21 protein-coding genes are annotated in these 20,666 nt (G+C 71.8%); 14 read left to right on the top strand and 7 right to left on the bottom strand.

Features of this window, described 5'->3' with window-relative positions; all coding sequences use genetic code 11:
* Positions 1–79: 79 nt before the first annotated feature.
* The 4 genes from GQ466_RS04685 to GQ466_RS04675 all read left to right on the top strand — a co-directional run bounded on the left by GQ466_RS04685 (position 80) and on the right by GQ466_RS04675 (position 5,803).
* Entirely contained in the window at positions 80–3,793 is a 3,714-nt protein-coding gene (locus tag GQ466_RS04685; protein WP_161101499.1) for a multifunctional oxoglutarate decarboxylase/oxoglutarate dehydrogenase thiamine pyrophosphate-binding subunit/dihydrolipoyllysine-residue succinyltransferase subunit, read from the top strand.
* Positions 3,794–3,864: 71 nt separating this feature from the next.
* On the top strand, positions 3,865–4,041 hold the full coding sequence (locus GQ466_RS30605) for a DUF6104 family protein (protein WP_202419970.1): 177 nt from the start codon (positions 3,865–3,867) through the stop codon (positions 4,039–4,041).
* A gap of 95 nt (positions 4,042–4,136) precedes the next feature.
* Positions 4,137–4,979, top strand: coding sequence for a DUF4097 family beta strand repeat-containing protein (locus GQ466_RS04680; protein WP_161101498.1), 843 nt, complete (start codon positions 4,137–4,139; stop codon positions 4,977–4,979).
* A complete protein-coding gene (locus GQ466_RS04675; protein WP_161101497.1) occupies positions 4,976–5,803 on the top strand; it encodes a PadR family transcriptional regulator in 828 nt (275 codons plus the stop codon). The genes GQ466_RS04680 and GQ466_RS04675 overlap by 4 nt, the downstream gene beginning before the upstream one ends.
* Here GQ466_RS04675 and GQ466_RS04670 read toward each other — a convergent pair.
* From GQ466_RS04670 to GQ466_RS04655, 4 genes are read right to left on the bottom strand one after another with little or no spacing between them, the layout of a single operon-like run.
* Positions 5,800–6,768: a zinc-binding dehydrogenase gene (locus GQ466_RS04670; protein ID WP_161101496.1), complete on the bottom strand. Its 969-nt coding sequence runs from the start codon at positions 6,766–6,768 to the stop codon at positions 5,800–5,802. The two genes, GQ466_RS04675 and GQ466_RS04670, sit on opposite strands and share 4 nt — an antisense overlap.
* A gap of 34 nt (positions 6,769–6,802) precedes the next feature.
* A complete protein-coding gene (locus tag GQ466_RS04665; RefSeq protein WP_272917923.1) occupies positions 6,803–7,582 on the bottom strand; it encodes an amino acid ABC transporter ATP-binding protein in 780 nt (259 codons plus the stop codon).
* Positions 7,579–8,511: an amino acid ABC transporter permease gene (locus GQ466_RS04660; protein ID WP_161101495.1), complete on the bottom strand. Its 933-nt coding sequence runs from the start codon at positions 8,509–8,511 to the stop codon at positions 7,579–7,581. The genes GQ466_RS04665 and GQ466_RS04660 overlap by 4 nt, the downstream gene beginning before the upstream one ends.
* A gap of 4 nt (positions 8,512–8,515) precedes the next feature.
* A complete protein-coding gene (locus GQ466_RS04655) occupies positions 8,516–9,487 on the bottom strand; it encodes a transporter substrate-binding domain-containing protein (RefSeq protein WP_161101494.1) in 972 nt (323 codons plus the stop codon).
* Between the two features lie 356 nt (positions 9,488–9,843).
* On the opposite strand from GQ466_RS04655, the gene GQ466_RS04650 reads away from it, so the two are divergent.
* On the top strand, positions 9,844–11,034 hold the full coding sequence (locus GQ466_RS04650) for a malic enzyme-like NAD(P)-binding protein (RefSeq protein WP_161101493.1): 1,191 nt from the start codon (positions 9,844–9,846) through the stop codon (positions 11,032–11,034).
* 41 nt (positions 11,035–11,075) lie between these two features.
* Here the strand turns inward: GQ466_RS04650 and GQ466_RS04645 are convergent, their stop codons facing one another.
* Entirely contained in the window at positions 11,076–11,426 is a 351-nt protein-coding gene (locus tag GQ466_RS04645) for a S24 family peptidase (RefSeq protein ID WP_161101492.1), read from the bottom strand.
* Positions 11,427–11,576: 150 nt separating this feature from the next.
* On the opposite strand from GQ466_RS04645, the gene sodN reads away from it, so the two are divergent.
* From sodN to GQ466_RS04625, 4 genes are all read left to right on the top strand, one after another.
* Positions 11,577–11,978 (top strand): superoxide dismutase, Ni, encoded by a 402-nt coding sequence (sodN, locus tag GQ466_RS04640; RefSeq protein WP_161101491.1) that lies wholly within the window; start codon positions 11,577–11,579, stop codon positions 11,976–11,978.
* 102 nt (positions 11,979–12,080) lie between these two features.
* Positions 12,081–12,560 (top strand): GNAT family N-acetyltransferase, encoded by a 480-nt coding sequence (locus GQ466_RS04635; RefSeq protein ID WP_161101490.1) that lies wholly within the window; start codon positions 12,081–12,083, stop codon positions 12,558–12,560.
* 141 nt (positions 12,561–12,701) lie between these two features.
* A complete protein-coding gene (locus tag GQ466_RS04630; protein WP_378186400.1) occupies positions 12,702–13,130 on the top strand; it encodes an ATP-binding protein in 429 nt (142 codons plus the stop codon).
* On the top strand, positions 13,127–13,945 hold the full coding sequence (locus GQ466_RS04625; protein WP_337193317.1) for an RNA polymerase sigma factor SigF: 819 nt from the start codon (positions 13,127–13,129) through the stop codon (positions 13,943–13,945). Before GQ466_RS04630 ends, GQ466_RS04625 begins: the two co-directional genes overlap by 4 nt.
* Before the next feature lie 58 nt (positions 13,946–14,003).
* Here GQ466_RS04625 and GQ466_RS04620 read toward each other — a convergent pair whose 3' ends face one another.
* Positions 14,004–14,417: a hypothetical protein gene (locus GQ466_RS04620; RefSeq protein WP_161101489.1), complete on the bottom strand. Its 414-nt coding sequence runs from the start codon at positions 14,415–14,417 to the stop codon at positions 14,004–14,006.
* A gap of 120 nt (positions 14,418–14,537) precedes the next feature.
* On the opposite strand from GQ466_RS04620, the gene GQ466_RS04615 reads away from it, so the two are divergent.
* Entirely contained in the window at positions 14,538–15,479 is a 942-nt protein-coding gene (locus GQ466_RS04615; protein WP_161101488.1) for a diacylglycerol kinase family protein, read from the top strand.
* A 293-nt stretch (positions 15,480–15,772) separates the two neighbouring features.
* Positions 15,773–16,033: a WhiB family transcriptional regulator gene (locus GQ466_RS04610; protein WP_103563840.1), complete on the top strand. Its 261-nt coding sequence runs from the start codon at positions 15,773–15,775 to the stop codon at positions 16,031–16,033.
* A gap of 105 nt (positions 16,034–16,138) precedes the next feature.
* On the opposite strand, the gene GQ466_RS04605 is transcribed toward GQ466_RS04610, so the two are convergent.
* Positions 16,139–17,815 carry a histidine kinase N-terminal domain-containing protein gene (locus GQ466_RS04605; protein ID WP_161101487.1) on the bottom strand — a complete coding sequence of 559 codons (1,677 nt, stop codon included), beginning with the start codon at positions 17,813–17,815 and terminating at the stop codon, positions 16,139–16,141.
* A 25-nt stretch (positions 17,816–17,840) separates the two neighbouring features.
* Here GQ466_RS04605 and GQ466_RS04600 point away from each other — a divergent pair, with 25 nt between their 5' ends.
* The 3 genes from GQ466_RS04600 to GQ466_RS04590 all read left to right on the top strand — a co-directional run bounded on the left by GQ466_RS04600 (position 17,841) and on the right by GQ466_RS04590 (position 20,632).
* Positions 17,841–19,013: an 8-amino-7-oxononanoate synthase gene (locus GQ466_RS04600; protein WP_161101486.1), complete on the top strand. Its 1,173-nt coding sequence runs from the start codon at positions 17,841–17,843 to the stop codon at positions 19,011–19,013.
* 114 nt (positions 19,014–19,127) lie between these two features.
* Positions 19,128–19,859 (top strand): GntR family transcriptional regulator, encoded by a 732-nt coding sequence (locus tag GQ466_RS04595; protein ID WP_161102396.1) that lies wholly within the window; start codon positions 19,128–19,130, stop codon positions 19,857–19,859.
* A gap of 125 nt (positions 19,860–19,984) precedes the next feature.
* A complete protein-coding gene (locus GQ466_RS04590; RefSeq protein ID WP_161101485.1) occupies positions 19,985–20,632 on the top strand; it encodes a Uma2 family endonuclease in 648 nt (215 codons plus the stop codon).
* Positions 20,633–20,666 lie beyond the last annotated feature (34 nt).

Genomic DNA, 20,666 nt, shown 5'->3' with positions numbered 1-20,666 from the left:
AGATGTGCGGCGTCAGTGCGAGTAGCCTTGACGTGTTTCAGAACTCACCTGCGAGCTGCGGAAGAGGGCGATCTCCGCCGTGTCGACAGAGTCGTCGCAATCAAGTGCCGACCCCATGCACCCAGACTTCGGCGCCAACGAGTGGCTGGTCGACGAGCTGTACCACAAGTACCTCGAAGACCCGACCTCCGTTGACGAGGCCTGGTGGAACTTCTTCGCGGACTACCGGCCGGGCTCCCGCCCCGCCGCGACCGCCTCCCCCGAGGCGAGCGTCCCCGCGAACGGTTCCGCCCCGGCGACGGCGGCGGCGCCGCCGACACCCCCGGCCCCCGCGCAGCCGGCCGAGCCCGCCGTCCGGACGGCCGAGCAGCCGGCCGCGAAGGCGCAGGACAAGGCCGTGGCGGCCAAGCCGGCCGCGACGCCGGTCCCGGCGGGCGCCGAGGAGGTGCGGCTGCGCGGCGTCGCGGCGCGCACGGCGGCGAACATGGAGGCGAGCCTCGCGGTCCCGACGGCGACGAGCGTCCGGGCCGTCCCGGCGAAGCTGCTGATCGACAACCGCATCGTCATCAACAACCACCTCAAGCGCGGACGCGGCGGCAAGGTCTCCTTCACGCACCTGATCGGGTACGCGATCGTGCGCGCGCTGGCGGCGATGCCGGAGATGAACGCCGCCTACACCGAGGTGGACGGCAAGCCGGTGCTGGTGCGGCCCGAGCACGTCAACTTCGGCCTCGCGATCGACCTGCAGAAGGCCGACGGCCAGCGGCAGCTGGTCGTGCCGAGCATCAAGGCCGCCGACACCCTCGACTTCCGCCAGTTCTGGGCGGCGTACGAGGAGATCGTCCGCAAGGCGCGCAACAACAAGCTGACCCTGGAGGACTACCAGGGCACGACGATCAGCCTCACGAACCCGGGCACGATCGGCACGGTCCATTCGGTGCCGCGCCTGATGCCGGGCCAGGGGACGATCGTCGGCGTCGGCGCGATGGAGTACCCGGCGGAGTTCGCGGGCGCGTCCGGCGACACGCTGTCCCGGATGGGGATCAGCAAGGTCATGACGCTGACCTCCACCTACGACCACCGGATCATCCAGGGCGCGCAGTCCGGCGACTTCCTGCGCCGCATCAACGAGCTGCTGCTCGGCGCGGACGGCTTCTACGACGAGATCTTCGAGGCCCTGCGCATCCCGTACGAGCCGGTGCGCTGGGTGAAGGACATCTCGGCGTCCCACGAGGACGACGTCGCGAAGGTCGCCCGCGTCCACGAGCTGATCCACGCCTACCGGGTCCGGGGCCACCTCATGGCCGACACCGACCCGCTGGAGTACAAGCAGCGCCGCCACCCGGACCTGGACATCCTGCAGCACGGCCTCACCCTGTGGGACCTGGAGCGCGAGTTCGCGACGGGCGGCTTCGGCGGCGAGCCGACGATGAAGCTGCGCGACATCCTCGGCGTGCTGCGGATGGCGTACTGCCGGACGGTCGGCATCGAGTACATGCACATCCAGGACCCCGAGGAGCGCGCCTGGATCCAGGAGCGCGTGGAGGTCCCGCACGACAAGCCGTCGCGCGAGGAGCAGCTGCACGTCCTGCGGCGGCTGAACAGCGCCGAGGCGTTCGAGACGTTCCTGCAGACGAAGTTCGTCGGCCAGAAGCGGTTCTCGCTGGAGGGCGGCGAGTCGCTGATCCCCCTGCTGGACTCGGTGATCTCGGCGGCGGCGACGTCGAAGCTGGACGAGGTCGTCATCGGCATGGCCCACCGGGGCCGGCTGAACGTGCTCGCGAACATCGTCGGCAAGTCCTACGGGCAGATCTTCGGCGAGTTCGAGGGCAACCTGGACCCGCGCAGCGCGCAGGGCTCGGGCGACGTGAAGTACCACCTCGGCGCGTCCGGCGACTTCACGGCCGCCGACGGGTCCACGATCCACACCGAGCTGGTCGCCAACCCGTCCCACCTGGAGACGGTCGACCCGGTGCTGGAGGGCGTGGTCCGCGCCAAGCAGGACCTGCTGGACGTCGGCGAGGCCGGGTTCACGGTCCTGCCCGTCCTGATCCACGGGGACGCGGCGTTCGCCGGGCAGGGCGTGGTCGCCGAGACGCTGAACCTGTCGCAGCTGCGCGGTTACCGCACGGGCGGCACGGTCCACGTCGTGGTGAACAACCAGGTGGGCTTCACCACGGCGCCGGAGTACTCGCGGTCCAGCGTGTACTCGACGGACGTGGCCCGGATGATCCAGGCGCCGATCTTCCACGTCAACGGGGACGACCCGGAGGCGTGCGCGCGGGTGGCGCGGCTGGCGTTCGAGTACCGGCAGACGTTCAAGAAGGACGTCGTCATCGACATGGTCTGCTACCGGCGGCGCGGGCACAACGAGTCCGACAACCCGTCGTTCACGCAGCCGCTGATGTACGACCTGATCGACGCCAAGCGCTCGGTCCGCAAGCTCTACACCGAGGCCCTGATCGGCCGCGGCGACATCACGGTCGAGGAGGCCGAGGCGGCGCTGCGCGACTACCAGGAGCAGCTGGAGCGGGCGTTCACCGAGACGCGCGAGGCGGTGAAGAAGCCGCTGGAGCCGGGTTCGGTGGTGAAGCCGGACGTCGAGGAGCGCATCCCGATCGACCACGCGTCGGTCCCGACCGCGATCCCGGCCGACGAGGTGAAGCTGCTCATCGACTCGCAGGTCAACCTGCCGGACGGCTTCAGCGTGCACCCGCGCCTGCAGCCGATCCTGCAGCGGCGCGTCCAGTCCGTCGGCGAGGACGCGATCGACTGGGCGACCGGCGAGCTGCTGGCGTTCGGGTCGCTGCTGATCGACGGCCGTCCGGTGCGGCTCGTCGGGCAGGACAGCCGGCGCGGGACGTTCGGGCAGCGGCACGCCGTCCTGGTCGACCGCAGGACGGGCGAGGAGTACACGCCGCTCAAGCAGTTCGGCAAGGGCGTGTCGAAGTTCTACGTCCACGACTCGCTGCTCAGCGAGTACGCGGCGATGGGCTTCGAGTACGGCTACTCGATGACCCGTCCGGACGCGCTCGTGGCGTGGGAGGCGCAGTTCGGCGACTTCGCCAACGGCGCCCAGTCCGTCATCGACGAGTACATCTCGTCGGGCGAGCAGAAGTGGGGCCAGCGGTCCTCGGTCGTGCTGCTGCTGCCGCACGGCTACGAGGGCCAGGGGCCGGACCACTCGTCCGCCCGCATCGAGCGGTACCTGCAGCTCTGCGCGCAGGACAACATGACGGTCGCGTACCCGACGACCCCGGCGAACTACTTCCACCTGCTGCGGTGGCAGACGCTGTCGGGGCGCGAGAAGCCGATGGTGGTGTTCACGCCGAAGTCGCTGCTGCGGCTGAAGGCGGCGACGTCGCCCGTCGCGGAGATCACCGAGGGCCGGTTCCAGCCGGTCATCCCCGAGACGAACCCGGCGGTCGACCCGGCGGGCGTGACGCGGGTGCTGCTGACCACCGGCAAGATCTACTACGACGTGGCGAAGGCGCGGGACGCCAAGGGCCGCACCGACACCGCGATCGTGCGGGTCGAGCGGCTGTACCCGCCGCCGGTGGACGAGATCCGCGCCGAGCTGGCCAAGTACCCGAACCACACCGAGGTCGTGTGGGTGCAGGACGAGCCGGCGAACATGGGCGCGTGGCCGTTCATGGCGCTGAAGCTGCCGCACCAGATCGAGGGCCTGCGGCTGTCGCGGGTGTCGCGGCGGGCGTCGTCGTCGCCGGCGGTGGGGTCGGCGAAGGTGCACCAGGCGGAGCAGGAGGCCCTGCTGGAGCGCCTGTTCGGATAGCGGTGGACGAGCCGGGGGCTCCGGGGCGCGACGGCGCACCGGAGCCCCCGGCCGTTCCGGGAGGGGACGGCATGTACTTCACCGATCGGGGCATCGAGGAGCTGGCGGACCGGCGCGGCGGCGAGGACGTCAGCCTGGCCTGGCTGGCGGAGCGGCTGCGCGAGTTCGTGGACCTGAACCCCGAGTTCGAGACGCCGGTGGAGCGCCTGGCGACATGGCTGGCGCGGCTGGACGACGAGGACGAGTGACCAACGCGATACATCTTGACTTTCCCCAATCGCGACATATCGTGTTGTCGGCGGGGCCGCGACGCGGGCGGCCCGGGACCTGAGAGGCGGCACAGATGACGCGCTGGACGATCGAGGAGCCCGTCGAACTGGACTTCGACGGCGTGGTCACGCTGCGGGCGACCGTCCTGTCCGGCAGCGTCGCGGTGCTCGCGAGCGACGCGCCCGGGCTGAAGCCTTCGGTCGTCGTCCACGAGGTCTCCGGGCCGCCGCTGGTGATCGTCCATGAGGCGGGGCTGCTGACGATCACGCAGGAGAAGCTGGTAGAGAACCTGTTCGGCCTGCTGCGGGCCCCGAAGACGCGCGTCGAGATGACGGTGACGGTCCCCCGCGAGTGCCCGGTCACGCTCAACCTCGTCGCCGCCGACGGCCTGCTCACCGGCCTCGGCGCCCGCGCGTCGATCAAGAGCGCGTCCGGGACGGTCACGCTCGACGGCGTCACCGGGGACGTGGACGCCAACACGGTGTCCGGCGCCGTCGAGGCCACCGACCTGGACGGGACGGTCTCGTTCACGTCCGTCTCCGGCGACCTCGCGCTCGCGGGCGGCACCGTCGCGCGGCTCGGCGCCCGCACGGTCAGCGGGCGCGTCACCGCCGACGTGGGGCTGCTCGCGGCCGGGCGGATCGACGTCCACTCGGTGTCGGGCGACGTGGCGCTGCGGGTGCCGGAGAGCACCGGCGCGTCCGTCGCGCTGAACAGCGCCGCGGGCGTCATCGACACGACCTTCGCCGGGCTGCGGCGGCAGGAGGTCGGCATCATGAAGAACATCGGCGGCACGATCGGCGACGGCGCGGGCAGGGTGTCGGTCACGACCGTCTCCGGCTCGGTGACGCTGCTGGGCCGCGCCACCGGCGACACGTCCGAGATCACCGTCCCCGGATCGGAGAACCCCCGTTGAGTCCCGTCTTCGGCCACGGCCGCCTGCGGCTGTACCTGCTCAAGCTGCTGGAGGAGAGCCCGCGGCACGGCTACGAGGTGATCCGGCTGCTCCAGGACCGGTTCCTCGGCGTCTACTCGCCGTCGCCCGGAACGATCTACCCGCGGCTGGCGCGGCTAGAGGCCGAGGGCCTGGTCACGCACGAGATCGTCAAGGGCAAGAAGGTCTACTCGCTGACCGACGCGGGCCGCGCCGAGCTGGAGCGCCGCATGGACGAGCTGGCCGAGCTGGAGGACGAGATCGCCGCGTCCGCGCAGCAGTTCGCCCGCGAGGTGCAGCAGGACGTGCGGCAGACCGTCCGGTCGCTGCGCGAGGAGCTGACGCAGGCCGCGCGGACGGTGCGCGAGCAGGGCCAGAAGGCGTCCCGCGAGGCGTGGCGCGAGTCGTCGGAGACCGGCCGCGACGCCTGGCGCGAGACGGCCGAGACCACCCGGGACGCGTGGCGCGAGACCGCCGAGACGGCCCGGGACGCCTGGCGCGAGACCGCCGGGTCCACCCGGGGCGAGTGGAAGCGCCAGAAGGAGCACTGGAAGGAGCAGACGCAGGCGTGGAAGGAGGAGTGGCGGCGCAACTGGGAGGACGCCTGGCGCACCGCCACCGGCTCCCGCGAGGACGTCGCCCGCCTCAAGCTGGAGCGCCTGCTGAGCACGTTCGTGACCGAGGTGCGCGCGGAGGCCGCCGGCGCGGGCCTGGCCGAGGGCGGTCTCGACCGTGCCCGCGCCATCCTGGACGAGGCCCGCGAGCGGCTGCTCGCCGAGGCGTTCCGGCGTCCCGAGGACCGCTAGGGCACGAAGACGATCTTGCCGAAGACGTCGCCCTTCGCCATCGCCGCGAACCCGTCGCGCGCCTCGGCGAGGGGCAGGACGCGGTCGATGCGCGGGCGCGTCCCGGTGGCGACGAGGAACTTGGCGAGCCGGTCCAGCTCGTCGCGCGTGCCCATCGTGGAGCCGACGACCTCCAGTTGCAGGAAGAACACCCGGTTCAGCTCGGCCGGGGGCAGCTGCCCGCTCGTCGCGCCGGACACGACGACGCGTCCGCCGGGGCGCAGCGACTTCAGCGAGTGCGACCAGGTGGCCTCGCCGACCGTCTCGATGACGGCGTCCACGCGCTCGGGCAGCCGCGCGCCCGGCTCGACCGCCGCGACGGCGCCCAGTTCGAGCGCCTGCTCGCGCTTGGCGGCGCTGCGGCTCGTCGCGTAGACGCGCAGGCCCGCCGCCGAGCCGAGCGCGATCGCGGCGGTCGCGACGCCGCCGCCCGCGCCCTGCACCAGCACCGACGCGCCCGGCTGCACGCCCGCCTTGGTGAACAGCATCCGGTAGGCGGTCAGCCACGCCGTCGGCAGGCACGCGGCCTCCTCGAACGTCAGCTCCGGCGGCTTGGCGACGAGGTTGCGGCGCGGCACCGCGACCTTCTCGGCGAGCGTGCCGGGGTGGAACTCCGACAGCAGCGTCCGCTTCGGGTCCAGCGTCTCGTCGCCCCCGCCGCGCGCCGCGTCCGCGACGACCGCGTGGACGATGACCTCGTTGCCGTCCTCGTCCACGCCGGCCGCGTCGCAGCCGAGGACCATCGGGAGCTGCTCGGCGCGCAGCCCGACGCCGCGCAGCGACCAGAGGTCGTGGTGGTTGAGCGCGGCGGCGCGGACGGTCACCGTCGTCCAGCCGGCGGGGGCCTCCGGCGCGGGCCGCTCGCCCAGCTCCAGTCCGTTCAGGGGTTCTTCCGCGTCGAACCGCGCGGCCGTGACAGCGAACATGGCGCCCACCCTACGCAGCGGCGCCCTGCCGGAATCACAGCACCCGTGACAGGAAGTCCTGCGTGCGCGGATGCGACGGGTTGGCCAGCACCTCGCGCGGATTCCCCTCCTCCACGACCGCGCCGTCGTCCATGAACACCAGCGAGTCGCCCACCTCGCGGGCGAAGCCCATCTCGTGCGTGACGACGATCATCGTCATGCCGTCCAGGGCGAGCCGCTTCATGACCTCCAGGACGTCCCCGACCAGCTCCGGGTCCAGCGCGGACGTCGGCTCGTCGAACAGCATCAGCGCCGGTTCCATCGCCAGCGCGCGGGCGATCGCGACGCGCTGCTGCTGCCCGCCGGAGAGCTGGGCCGGGTAGCTGCCGGTCTTGTCGCCGAGCCCGACCCGCTCCAGCAGTGCCCGGGCCTGCTCGCGCGCCTCCGCCCGGCCCCGTCCTTTCACCTGGACGGGCGCCTCCATCACGTTCTGCAGCGCCGTCATGTGCGGGAACAGGTTGAACCGCTGGAACACCATGCCGATCTCGCGGCGCTGCCGGGCGACGTCCTTCTCCCGCAGCTCGTAGAGGCGCCCGCCCCTCTCGCGGTAGCCGACGAGCCGCCCGTTGACCCACAGCCGCCCGCCGTCGATCTTCTCCAGGTGGTTGACGCAGCGCAGGAACGTCGACTTGCCGGAGCCGGACGGCCCGATGACGCACATCACCTCGCCCGGCCGCACCGCGAGGTCGACGCCGCGCAGCACCTCCGTCCGGCCGAACCGCTTGTGGACGTTCTCCGCGCGCACCATGAACTCGGGCGTCTCCGCGTCCGTCATCGGGTCCCCTTCCCGGCGGGCCGCGCCGTCCGCAGGTTCGCCCACAGCCGCTCCAGCATCGTCTGCCGCCGCGCCGCGCCGCGTCCGAAGTAGCGCTCCAGGTAGAACTGGCCGACCGTCAGGACGGACGTCATCACCAGATACCAGGCGCTGGCCAGGAGCAGCAGCGGGATCGTCTGGTACGTCCGGCCGTAGATGATCTGCACCGAGTACAGCAGGTCCGCGACGGCGATCACCGACACCAGCGACGACGTCTTGAGCATCGAGATCGTCTCGTTGCCGGTCGGCGGGATGATCACCCGCATGGCCTGCGGCAGGACGATCCGGCGCATCGACTTCGTCCGGCTCATGCCGAGCGCGCACGCCGCCTCGTCCTGGCCCGGGTCCACCGACAGGATGCCCGCCCGGACGATCTCGGCCATGTACGCGGCCTCGTTCAGCCCGAGCCCGAGGCAGCCCGCCACGAACGGCGTGATCACCGAGTTGGCGCTGAAGTCGGCGAACGTCGGGCCGAACGGGATCCCGATCGAGAAGCGCGGGATCAGCGCGCTGATGAAGCCCCACAGCAGGATCTGCACCAGCACCGGCGTGCCGCGGAACGCCCAGATGTAGAGCCAGGACGTCCCGGAGATCAGCGGGTTCGGCGACAGCCGCATCACCGCCAGCAGGACGCCGCCGACGACGCCCATGACCATCGCGATCGCGGTGAGGCCGAGCGTCGTGCCGATGCCCGACAGGACGGCGTCGGCCGTGAAGTACCGGCCCATCACGTCCCAGCCGAAGCGCTCGTTGTGCGCGACGCTGTAGACGGCCCACACCGCGACGTAGAGGATCAGCGCGGCGGCGACCCACCGGCCGTAGTGCCGGACGGGGACGGCCCGGATCTCGGGCCGCCCCTCAGGCTCGGTGTCCTTGACGAGGCTCGTCATCGGATCAGCTCTGCGCCCCGTTGATGCCCGGCGAGCCCAGCGACCCGCTCTCGACGCCCCACTTCTGGAGCAGCTTGGCGTAGGTGCCGTCGGCCTGGAGCGCCTTCAGCGCGCCGAGCAGGGCGTCCTTGGTCGTCCCGAGGCTCTTGCCGACCGCGATGCCGTACGGCGCGGTGTCGTAGGTCGCGCCGGACACCTCGAACTGGCCGTTCGACTGCTTGGCCGCGTAGTCGATCACCGGCGAGTCGGCGAGGACGGCGTCCGCGCGCCCGCTGGACAGCGCCAGGTTCGCCCCGTTCTGGTCGGGATAGGGCAGCGCGACCGGGGCGGGCTTGCCGGCGTCCTTGCACTTCTTGGTGCGCGCGCCGGTGCCCTTGGCCGGGTCGATGACGTCCGACAGCTCGTCCAGCTGGACGGTGCCCTTCTCGACCGCGACCTTCTTCCCGCACAGCGACAGGTCGTCGGGCTTCAGCCCGGACGGGTTGCCCGCCTTCACCATCAGCGCCGACCCGGCCGTGAAGTAGGTGACGAAGTCGACCGTCTTCTCCCGGTCCTTGTTGTCGGTGAACGACGACATGCCGAGCTGGTACGTTCCCGCCTTGATGCCGGGGATGATCGCGTCGAAGCCCGCCTTCTGGAACGCGAACTCGACGCCGAGCTTCTTGCCGAGCGCCTTCCCGAGGTCCAGGTCCAGTCCGATCATGGTCTTGTTGTCGGACGAGTAGAACTCGTTCGGCGCGTACGACGGGTCGGTCGCGACGATGATCTTGCCCGCCGACGCGATCGACGGAGCGAGCTTGGCCTTGAGAGCCGGGTCCGGCTTGATCGCGGCGAAGACGTCGCCGACGTCCTTGCCGGGCGCCGTGGAGCCGCTGTCGGCGCCGTCGTCGCCGCCACAGGCCGACAGCGCGAGGGCGCCCGCCAGGACGAGGGACCCGACCGCAGCGGCGCGGCGGTACAGAGAACCGGTCTTCACAGGCTTCCCTCCAGGGGAGTGCGTCGGATCGAGATCAGCGAGGTCAGAGGGCATTTTTCCACTGCGAAAGTTTCGATCCGGTTAAACGCGGAGACACGATTCGGACACTGGGTGACCAAGGCGGCGACCCGGGCACCCGCCCGGGACGGGCCGCGCGGACGCTGAGCAGCCCGTTTTGGACGGCGTCACGTGACGTCCACCACCCGTCCCGTCCCGGGGCGCCGCGACGCCCATGTGGCACAATCAGGTAACGGGTGACCCCCGTTACGTCGCGAGATGTCCCCGAGTGGTCGGCCACCAGACCATCACCACCGCGGCGGCATCACAGAATTCCCATTTCTCTGACAGGGGTCGCTGTGTCCGCTCAACCTCTCCCCACCGAACCGCACTCATTCGACGACGATCCGGCGTTCCGGCTGCACCGCGGCGGAAAGCTGGAGATGCGCTCCACCATCCCCGTCCGCGACGCCGACGACCTGTCGCTCGCCTACACGCCGGGCGTGGCCCGCGTCTGCACCGCGATCGCCGAGCGTCCCGAGCTGGCCTACGACTACACCTGGACGTCCAAGGTCGTCGCGGTCGTCACCGACGGCACCGCCGTGCTCGGCCTCGGGGACATCGGCCCCGCCGCGTCCATGCCGGTCATGGAGGGCAAGTCGCTGCTGTTCAAGGAGTTCGCCGGCGTCGACTCGGTGCCCATCGCGCTGAGCTGCACCGACACCGACGAGATCGTGGACACCGTCATCCGGATGGCGCCGAGCTTCGGCGGCATCAACCTGGAGGACATCAGCGCCCCCCGCTGCTTCGAGATCGAGGACCGGCTGCGCGCCGCCCTCGACATCCCCGTCTTCCACGACGACCAGCACGGCACCGCGATCGTCGCGCTCGCCGCGCTCAAGAGCGCCGCCCGGCTCGTCGGCCGGCCGCTGTCGGACCTGCGCGCCGTCGTCGCGGGCGCGGGCGCGTCCGGCATCGCCGTCTCCAAGATCCTCATCGAGGCGGGCATCGGCGACATCGCGCTGTCGGACAGCAAGGGCCTGATCTACGAGGGCCGCGACGGCCTCAACCCGATCAAGCAGCAGATCGCCGCGATCACCAACCGGTCGCTGCTCAAGGGCTCCACCGAGGAGGCCCTGCGCGGCGCGGACGTCTTCATCGGCCTGTCGGGCAGCACCGTCCAGGAGGCGTCGATCGCCACGATGAGCGACGACGCCATCGTGTTCGCGCTCTCCAACCCGACCCCCGAGGTCCACCCCGAGGTGGCCCGGCGGCACGCCCGCGTCGTCGCGACCGGCCGCAGCGACTACCCGAACCAGATCAACAACGTGCTGGCGTTCCCGGGGATCTTCCGCGGCGCGCTGGACGTCCGCGCCCACTCGATCACCGAGGGCATGAAGCTGGCCGCCGCGTCGGCGCTGGCCGACATCGTCGGCGAGGACCTCTCGCCCGACTACGTCATCCCGAACCCGTTCGACGAGCGGGTCGCCCCGGCCGTGACCGCCGCCGTCGCGGCGCAGGCCCGCGCCGAGGGCGTCAACCGGATCTGAGGTCTCCGGCGCCCGCGTCCCCGGCTCCCGGGGGCGCGGGCTCAGCCGCGGCGCAGCAGTCCGGCGCGGCGCAGCGGACGGTAGCGGGCCACCGCGCGGCCCAGCACCTGGCCGTCCGGGACGGCCCCGAAGTCCCAGCTGTCGCGGCGGCCGGGCGCGTCCTGGTTGTCGCTCTCCAGCCACCAGCCGTCGCCGTCGCGGAACGTGGCGCGCTTCACGATGACGGTCTCCGGGTCGTCCGGCCGCCGCGCGACCACGAGGTCGCCGGCCGCCACGTCCCCGCCGGACAGGACGACGAGCCGGTCCCCCGGACGCAGCGCGGGCAGCATCGACGGGCCCGTGACCTCGGCGCGGATCAGCGCCCGCCCCTTGATGATCTTTGCCCAGTCCATGGCCGTCCCCCCGCATAAGCGCCGCCACAGCGGTCAGAAAGCGGGCAGGGCTTAGGCCGAAATACCGAGCGCCCTGGGCGATCCCGCCCGGTCTCATCAGAGTAGTGTCGGTGCCCTGAGCATGATCCGTTACAAGGAAGGGAATCACTGGTGTTCGTCAGCCTTCTGCGCCGCAGGACCACGGTCTCCGCGCACTGTGACCTGCCGTGCGGCGTCTACGACCCGGCGCAGGCCCGTATCGAGGCCGAGTCGGTCAAGGCGATCATCGAGAAGTACCACGCGAACGAGGACCCGGCGTTCCGGACCCGCGCGATCGTGATCAAGGAGCAGCGCTCCAACCTCGTCAAGGAGCACCTGTGGGTGCTGTGGACGGACTACTTCAAGCCGCCGCACTTCGAGAAGTACCCGCAGCTGCACACGCTCTTCAACGAGGCGACCAAGCTCGCGGGCGCGGCCGGCACGAAGGGCGGCCTGGACGTCAAGGTCGCCGACGACCTGCTCGCGCGCATCGCCGAGATCGACAAGATTTTCTGGGAGACCAAGCAGGCCTGAGCCTGTGACCTCCCGCACTCCGGAGGCCCGCCCCGTCCGTGGGCGGGCCTCCGTCATTCCCGGTGGTGACGCAGCGTGCCGATTCGCGGATAACCTCGGAGCATGATCCGCGAGGCCACCCCCGACGACGTGCCGCTCGTCCTGCGGCTCGTCCACGAGCTCGCCGCCTACGAGCGCGCGCCGCACGAGGTGCGGGCCACCGAGGACGACCTGCGCGCCCACCTGTTCGGCCCGGACGCGGCGGCGTCCGCGCTGATCGCCGAGCGGGACGGCGAGCCCGTCGGCTTCGCGATCTGGTTCCGGACGTTCTCCACCTGGCTCGGGCGTCCGGGCATCCATCTGGAGGACCTGTTCGTCCGTCCCGAGGCGCGCGGCGGCGGCCACGGCCGGGCGCTGCTGCTGGAGCTGGCGCGGATCGCGGTCGAGCGCGGCTACGGCCGGGTCGAGTGGTCGGTGCTGGACTGGAACGCTCCGGCGATCGGCTTCTACGAGGCCCTCGGCGCCCGCCCGCAGGACGAGTGGACCGTCTACCGGCTGACCGGCGACGCGCTGCGGGCCGCGGCGAGCGGCCAGAGTTCATGATCACCGACGCACCCGGGCGAACCGGACACCGAGGCTCACCGCACGACGGAAGATCACCCGGAACCTCACGCGCGGCGATGCTCGCCGAGGTCGTGATTAGCGGTAGTTTCGGAGACAGCGGACCATCCCACGAGGAGTGACGTGACCGAGGAAACCGCCGCGATGGCGGCCAGTACGGAGGATTCCGTGCGTGACGTCGTGACGGTGAAGCTCCCGGCCGCGGGCGCGTACCTGTCGGTGCTGCGCACGGCGACGGCCGGACTCGCCGCCCGGCTCGACTTCACGCTGGACGAGATCGAGGATCTGCGGATCGCGGTCGACGAGGCATGCGCGATGCTGCTGCCCCAGGCCGTGCCGGGCACCGATCTGACCTGCGAGTTCGAGCTGACCGACGAGGCCATGAGCATCGCCGTGTCGGTGCTCACGGTGGACGGCGCCGTCCCGAGCCGCGACACGTTCGCCTGGACGGTGCTGTCGTCGCTCGCCGGCGAGGTGGACGCGAAGGCCGCCGCGGACGACCGGGTGATCGTCACGTTGCAGAAGCGCCGGTCGGGGGGCCTGGCCCTGTGACGGAGAAGACGACGGTGGCCGGGGACAGCACCGGCAACGAGCGTTCCGACAGCGCGGTCCCCGACCGCGCCCGCGCCCGCGCGCTGTTCGAGCGGCTCGCCGAGCTGCCCGAGGGCGACCCCGAGCGCCAGCGCATCCGCGACCAGCTCGTCGAGCTGCACCTGCCGCTGGTGGAGTACCTGGCGCGCCGGTTCCGCAACCGCGGCGAGTGGCTGGACGACCTGATCCAGGTCGCGACGATCGGGCTGATCAAGTCGATCGACCGGTTCGACCTCGGCCGCGGGGTGGAGTTCTCCACCTACGCGACGCCGACGATCGTCGGGGAGATCAAGCGGCACTTCCGCGACAAGGGCTGGGCGGTGCGCGTGCCGCGCCGTCTCCAGGAGCTGAAGCTGTCGCTGACCAAGGCGATCAGCGATCTCGCGCAGCGGGAGGGCCGCGCGCCGACGGTCAGCGAGCTGGCGGCGCACCTGCAGATGAGCGAGGAGGAGGTGCTGGAGGGCCTGGAGTCCGCCAACGCCTACTCCACGGTCTCGCTGGACGCGCCCGACTCCGGCGACGAGGACGCGCCCGCCGTGGCGGACTCGCTCGGCATGATCGACGAGTCGCTGGAGGGCGTGGAGTACCGGGAGTCGCTGAAGCCGCTGCTGGAGAAGCTTCCGGCGCGGGAGAAGCGGATCCTGCTGCTGCGGTTCTTCGGGAACATGACGCAGTCGCAGATCGCGGCGGAGCTGGGCATCTCGCAGATGCACGTGTCGCGGCTGCTGGCGCGGACGCTGGCGCAGCTCCGCGACGGGCTGACGGCCGACGAGTAGGACCGGACGGGCAGCGCGACGGCGCGGTGCCCGTCCCGTCGTTTCGGGCCGGTCCGGGTCAGGAGTCGGTGCCGGCGGGTTCCCGGTCGTCGTCCACCTCGCGGGACAGCCAGGCGGTGTTGGCCGGGCTGAGCAGCGCGACGAGGGCGGCGAGCGCGACGGCGCCGAGCGGGAGCGCGATCTCTGGCCGTCCGCTCTGCCACAGCGACCACGCGATGGGCAGCGCGAAGAGCTGGGTGAGGACGCCGGGGGCGCGGCTGCGGGCGTCGCCGAGCAGGATCCCGCGCGCGACGGCGAGCATGGCGACGCCGCCGATCAGCGCGAGGACGGTGACGCCGACGGCGCTCGCGGCGTCGACGGGCCGGCCGACGGCGGTCTCGACGCCGACGAACACGCCGATCCCGGTGGCCGTGAGCCCTTCGACGGCTTCGAGCGCGGCGGCGGCGTGGGCGAGAGCGGGTCGCTGGGACACATCCGAAACCCTACTCGTCCGGTCCGGGTGCGGCCGACCGGGGAACGCGACGACGTCTTCGGCACGTTCCAAGCCGGGTTGTCCGTTCGGCGCACGGACCACGGTGGATAACCTGGCGCCGTGCGCGCCATGCTGATCGCCAATCCGAAGGCGACCTCCACCACGCGGCAGGCCCGGGACACTCTCGTCCGGGCGTTCGCCGGCGATCTCGACCTCGTCCTCGCCGAGACCGCGCACCGGGGGCACGCGACGGAGCTGGCGCGGGAGGCGGCGCACGACGGGTTCGACGTCGTCATCGCGCTCGGCGGCGACGGGACCGTCAACGAGACGGTGAACGGCCTGCTCGCCGACGGCCCGGACCCGAAGCTGCCCGCCCTCGCGGTGCTGCCGTCGGGGAGCGCGAACGTCTTCGCGCGGGCGCTCGGGCTGCCGGGCGACCCGGTGGGCGCGACGCGGCACGTCCTCGCGGCGCTGCGCGCGGGACGGCACCGGACGGTCGGGCTCGGCGCGGCCTCCCTGCCGGACGGCACCGAGCGCTATTTCACCTTCTGCGCGGGCGTCGGGCTGGACGCGGAGGTCGTGCGGGAGGTCGAGCGGCGGCGGCTGGCCGGCGCCAGGGCCGACCCGTCACTCTATGTGCGCGCGGCGGTGCGCCAATTCTTCTCCGGAACGGACCGGCGCCGCCCGGCGCTGACGGTCGAGGCCCCGGGCGTCGCGCCGATTTCCGGGGTCTTTCTCGCGTTCGTTTCCAACACGGCGCCGTGGACTTTCCTCGGTCCGCTTCCGCTCAATCCGAGCCCGCGCGCGAACTTCGCCCTCGGCCTGGACGTGTTCGGAACGCGTTCGCTGAGCGCCGGGACGGTGCTCTCGGCGTTCGCGAAGATGCTCGTGGCGCGGTCGCGGCCGATGGGCGGGCGGCAGATCGTGAACGTGCACGACGCCCAGCGGGTCACGCTGCGGGCCGCGCGTCCGGTGGCGTTCGAGCTGGACGGCGACTACCTGGGCGAACACACGACGATCACGTTCCGCGCCGTGCCGAAAGCCGTGCGGATCGTCATATGAGGCTGGTCACAGCGTCCGTTAACAGGAAAGCAACCGCCCGGACCCACTGATGTGACACATCCGACATCCATACCTTGAGAAACATTTCTCAAGGGTCTTGCGTCGTCCTGCGGGGCCCTGCCACGCTCAAAGTGCGTTCTCCGCCGGGGCCGCAACGTCGCCACCCCGAGCACGGCCGGAACGCCGCCGAACAATCCACCTGACCAAACTTTTTGCGTCTCGGGGTGTTCGCGACATGTGAAACCGTTCACAAGTTGAGTGTCTTCCACCACCGCGACGAAGGAGTGGACCGCATGGACTGGCGCCACCGCGCTGCCTGCCGTGACGTGGACCCCGAGCTTTTCTTCCCGATCGGGAACACCGGGCCCGCGCTCCTGCAGATCGAAGAGGCCAAGCAGGTTTGCCGCCGCTGCGACGTGACCGACGCGTGCCTGCGCTGGGCGCTCGAATCCGGCCAGGACGCCGGCGTCTGGGGCGGGATGGGCGAGGACGAGCGCCGCGCCGTCAAGCGCCGCGCCGCCCGTGCCCGCGCCCGCGCGAACGCGGGACTCTGACACCAGCCGCATTTCCCGGCGCGGCCTCCGAACCCTTCGGCCGGAGAGCGCGACGCCGACAGCACCGAAGAACGCCCGTGGACCTTTCCACGGGCGTTCGGCTTTTCAGCGCGGCGGCGGACCCGGACGATGCTGCTGGTCGAGCGGCACGTCGACGACGACTTCCGTCCCGCCTTCTTCCCGGCGGTGGAACTCCAGCCGTCCGCCCAGTTCCCCGACGATGAGCGTGCGGACGATCTGCAGGCCCAGGCTGTTGCTGCTCTCCACGTCGAAGTCCGGCGGGAGCCCCGCGCCGTCGTCCAGGACGACCACCACGAGCCGCCGCCCGTCGGCGTCGGCGGGGACGGCGCGGCTCGGCGGCCCGCCCTCGCTGCCCGGCCACTCCCCCCAGACCCGGACGCTCGGCAGCGCCGCCCCGGCGGGCGACGCGTCCGGCGGCGGGCCCTCGCCGTACCGGACGGCGACGACCTCCAGCGTCCCGAACCGGTTGGCGAGGCCGTGCTCCAGCGCGTTCTGCAGCAGTTCGGTCAGCGCCATGGCCAGCGGCGTCGCGATCTCGGCGGGCAGCACGCCGAAGCTGCCGGTCCGCTTGGGCTCGACGCGGGTCTCGGGCGTCGACACCTCGCCCGCCATCATGATCACGCGGTCGGCGATGTCGTCGAAGTCGATCAGCTCGTCCGGGGTGTGCGACAGCGTCTCGTGGACGATCGCGATGGACCCGACGCGCCGCACGGCCTCGTCCAGCGCCGCCCGTCCCTCGGGGACGCGCAGCCGCCGCGCCTGGAGCCGCAGCAGCGCCGCGACGGTCTGGAGGTTGTTCTTGACGCGGTGGTGGATCTCGCGGATCGTCGCGTCCTTGGTCATCAGCTCGCGGTCGCGCCAGCGCAGCTCGGTGACGTCCCGGCACAGCGCGATCGCCGCGATGCGGTTCCCGCCGACGACCAGCGGGATCGTCCGGATCTGCAGGACCGTCCCGTGCGCCTCCACCTCGACCTCGCGCGGCGCCCGCCCCGACAGGACGACGCTCAGCGCCTCCTCCTGCGGCTCCCCGGTGTCGCACAGCGCGGCGGTGACCTCGCCGAGCGACGCGCCGACCAGGTCCGCCTGGAACCCGAGCCGCCGGTAGGCCGACTGGGCGTTGGGGCTGGCGTAGGCGACGCGGCCCGCGCGGTCCAGGCGGATCAGCCCGTCCCCGACGCGCGGGGACCGGACGAGGTTCGGGTCCTCCCCCGGCACCGGGAACCGCCCGTCGGCGATCATCTGGGCGAGGTCGCTGGCGCTCTGGAGATAGGTCAGCTCCAGCCGCGACGGCGTCCGCGCGGAGCTGAGGTTGGTGCTGCGCTGGATGACGCCGAGCATCTTCGCGCCGCGCCGGACGGGGATCGACTCCTCGCGGACGGGGATGCCGCTCCCCCACTCCGGGTCCCCCTCGCGGACGATCCGGCGCTCGCGCCACGCGACGTCGATGAGCCCGCGCCGTCCGGTCCGCACGACGCGGCCGACGAGGTCCTCGGAGTAGGCGGTCGGGCCGGTCGTCGGCCGCATCTGCGCGATCGCGACCCAGCCGGGGACGGTGTCGACCGTGTCACCGGACGGCGCGGGCGCGCGGCGGCGCGGATCGTCGGGCAGCGCGTCGGCGGACCGCAGCGGCACCCACAGCAGCAGGTCCGCGAAGGACAGGTCGGCGAGGAGCTGCCAGTCCGAGACGAGGGCGTGCAGCCATTCCAGGTCCGCCTCGGTGAGATCGGTATGGTCACGGACCAGATCGCTCAAGGTGGGCACAACCCCATCATGGCAGGATGCGGGCATGACCGACGTCACCGATCCGCTCGCCCGGTTCCGCGCCGCCGCGTCCGTCCGCGCCGAGGCGGGGCTGCGCCGCGCGCTGGCGCCCCGGACGGCCGATCACGACGGGCTCATCGACCTCGCGTCCAACGACTACCTCGGGCTGAACGGCGACCCCCGGCTGGCGGCGGGGGCGATCGCGGCCGTCCGGGAGTGGGGGACGGGCTCGACCGGCTCCCGGCTCGTCACCGGGACGACCGCGCTGCACGCCGAGCTGGACCGGCGCCTCGCCGCGCTGACGGGCTGCGCGGCGGGCCTGGTGTTCTCCTCGGGGTTCCTGGCGAACCTCGGCGCGGTCGCGGGCCTCGGCGGCCCGGGCGTGCTGGTCGTGTCCGACCAGGTCAACCACGCGTCGATCGTGGACGCGTGCCGCTTGTCACGGTCCCGCGTCGTCGTGACGCCGCACCGGGACGCGGCGGCCGTCGCCGAGGTCCTGGCCGCCCGCGAGGAGGAGCACGCGCTCGTCGTCACCGACGCGGTGTTCTCCGTGGACGGCGACCTGGCGCCCCTCGCCGACCTGCACCGCGCGGCCCGCGCGCACGGCGCCCTGCTGGTGGTGGACGAGGCGCACGCGCTCGGCGTCGTCGGCCCCGGCGGGCGGGGCGCCGCGCACGCCGCCGGGATCGCCGGGGAGCCGGACGTCGTCCTGACCCTCACGCTGTCCAAGTCGCTGGCCGCGCAGGGCGGCGCGGTGCTCGGCGCGCCCGAGATCATCGAGCACCTGGTCGACACCGGACGGGCGTTCATCTTCGACACCGGCCTGAACCCGGCCGCCGCCGGGGCCGCGCTCGCCGCGCTGGACGTCCTCGCCGCCGAACCGGACCTGCCCGGCCGGGCGCGGGCCAACGCGCTACGCGTCCGGGACCTCGCGCACGCGGCGGGCCTGGCCACCGCCGACCCGGCCGCCGCGGTCGTCCCGGTGTTCCTCGGCGAGCCGCGCGCCGCGCTGGAGGCGCAGCGGATCTGCCGCGACCACGGCGCGCGGGTCGGCTGCTTCCGTCCGCCGTCGGTCCCCAAGGGGCGCGCGTGCCTGCGCGTCACGGCCCGTGCGACCCTCGGAGAGGCGGATTTCACGACACTCGGGGACGCCCTTCGCACCGTGGCACGTTCCACCGGCCGTAGTCTGCACACGTAACATCGGGAGAACCGGTGATGAACGTGAGGAGAGACCGTGACGGAGGTCAGAGGCGGCGGCCCCCGGCACGGGGACGGCGCGCAACACCCCTACGACCGCGCCGCCCTCGCGGACCTGGGCAAGCACCACACCCCGCCCGCGCCGCGCATCCCCAAGTACTACAAGCTGAAAGAGCTGCTGGTCGAGCTGATCCAGTCGCTCCCGGCGGGCAGCCCGCTGCCGCCTGAACGGACGCTGGCGGAGAAGTACGAGACGTCGCGGACGACCGTCCGGCAGGCGCTCGCCGAACTCGTCGTCGAGGGACGCCTCCAGCGCATCCAGGGCAAGGGCACGTTCGTCGCCAAGCCGAAGGTCGCGCAGGAGCTCCAGCTCGTCTCCTACACCGAGGACATGCGCCACCACGGCCTGCGTCCCGAGACCCGCATCCTGGAGATCGGCTACGTCAGCGCGGACGAGCGGCTGGCCGCCCTGCTGGCGATCCGCCCGGGCGGCCGGGTGCTGCGCATCCACCGGCTCCGGCTCGCCGACGGCGAGGCCATGTCCATCGACACCTCGCACCTGCCGGCCCGCCGCTTCCCGGGCCTGCGCCGCGAACTCCCCCGGCACCGTTCGCTCTACGAGACGCTCGCGACGGCGTACGACGTCCACCTGGCCGAGGCCGAAGAGACGATCGAGACCGTCCTCGCGACCCCGCACGACGCTCAGCTCCTCGCCGTCGACGTCGGCCTGCCCCTGCTTCTTCTCTCCCGCCACGCCGTGGATTCCACCGGCCAGCCCGTCGAATGGGCACAATCGCTTTATCGCGGCGACCGCTACAAGTTCATCACGCGCCTCCGCCGCGACTGACGTCCTTCATCGGACGGCACGTCACAGAGCGCGACGAGATCCCACGTTCTGGGTACGCTCGTCTCAACCCGACCCTACGATGACGGGAGCAGGCCGTAAGGGAAGGGCTACAAAACGTGATTGTCGTGAAAGTTCCGAAACGCCAGGTGGTCCTCCCGGACACACCCATCGCAATGTTCGAGCGCGCCGAGCTGCACGACTTCCTGCGCGTCGCCGGCGACGACAGCCGAGTCGAAATCATCGGAGGAGTCATCGACGTCTCCCCCGCACCGACACGTCAGCATGCCGTCGTCGTCGACGACATCCTCCACGCGTTCACTCACGCGGACGTGCGCGGAGACAGCTCCGGCTGGCACGCCCGGCACGGCACCAACCTGCGGATGGCCGACACAGGCGATGGGCATATCCCCGACCTGATGGTCTTCGATTCCGAGATCGTCGCCGAGCTCGACCGATCCGGCAAGCCCACCGTGTACTCGAACCATGTTGAGGTCGTCGGTGAGGTCACCTCTCCGCGCAATGCCCGGAGAACCCGGAAGGCCGCACCGAAAGCCGGGAAGCCGACCAAGTGGAACACGTACGCCCAGGTCGGCGTCCCGTACTATTTGCTGATCGACCGTGACCCCAAGGTCGCCCGCACTTTTCTGTACTCGCTGCCCGACAGCGGTTCGAGCGCCTATCTCGACGTGCAGGAATGGGAGTTCGGCAAGACCGTCCACCTGCCCGAGCCGTTCGACATCGACATCGACACGAGCAACTGGACGACCTGGTGAACGCGCGCCGCAGGGGACGCGGTCCCCTGCGGCG

Source organism: Actinomadura rayongensis (genome assembly GCF_009831215.1).
Taxonomy (GTDB): Bacteria; Actinomycetota; Actinomycetes; order Streptosporangiales; family Streptosporangiaceae; genus Spirillospora; species Spirillospora rayongensis.
Note: the sequence above shows the minus strand (reverse complement) of the source record. Positions and strands in the feature narration are given on the sequence as shown.

What these genes read in the sequence shown, in the direction of transcription:
- GQ466_RS30605 (WP_202419970.1), top strand. Translation starts at nt 3,865, where the DNA reads ATGTACTTCACCGATCGGGGCATCGAGGAGCTGGCGGACCGGCGCGGC.
- GQ466_RS04680 (WP_161101498.1), top strand. Translation starts at nt 4,137, where the DNA reads ATGACGCGCTGGACGATCGAGGAGCCCGTCGAACTGGACTTCGACGGC.
- GQ466_RS04670 (WP_161101496.1), bottom strand. Translation starts at nt 6,768, where the DNA reads ATGTTCGCTGTCACGGCCGCGCGGTTCGACGCGGAAGAACCCCTGAAC.
- GQ466_RS04665 (WP_272917923.1), bottom strand. Translation starts at nt 7,582, where the DNA reads ATGACGGACGCGGAGACGCCCGAGTTCATGGTGCGCGCGGAGAACGTC.
- GQ466_RS04660 (WP_161101495.1), bottom strand. Translation starts at nt 8,511, where the DNA reads ATGACGAGCCTCGTCAAGGACACCGAGCCTGAGGGGCGGCCCGAGATC.
- GQ466_RS04645 (WP_161101492.1), bottom strand. Translation starts at nt 11,426, where the DNA reads ATGGACTGGGCAAAGATCATCAAGGGGCGGGCGCTGATCCGCGCCGAG.
- GQ466_RS04635 (WP_161101490.1), top strand. Translation starts at nt 12,081, where the DNA reads ATGATCCGCGAGGCCACCCCCGACGACGTGCCGCTCGTCCTGCGGCTC.
- GQ466_RS04610 (WP_103563840.1), top strand. Translation starts at nt 15,773, where the DNA reads ATGGACTGGCGCCACCGCGCTGCCTGCCGTGACGTGGACCCCGAGCTT.
- GQ466_RS04600 (WP_161101486.1), top strand. Translation starts at nt 17,841, where the DNA reads ATGACCGACGTCACCGATCCGCTCGCCCGGTTCCGCGCCGCCGCGTCC.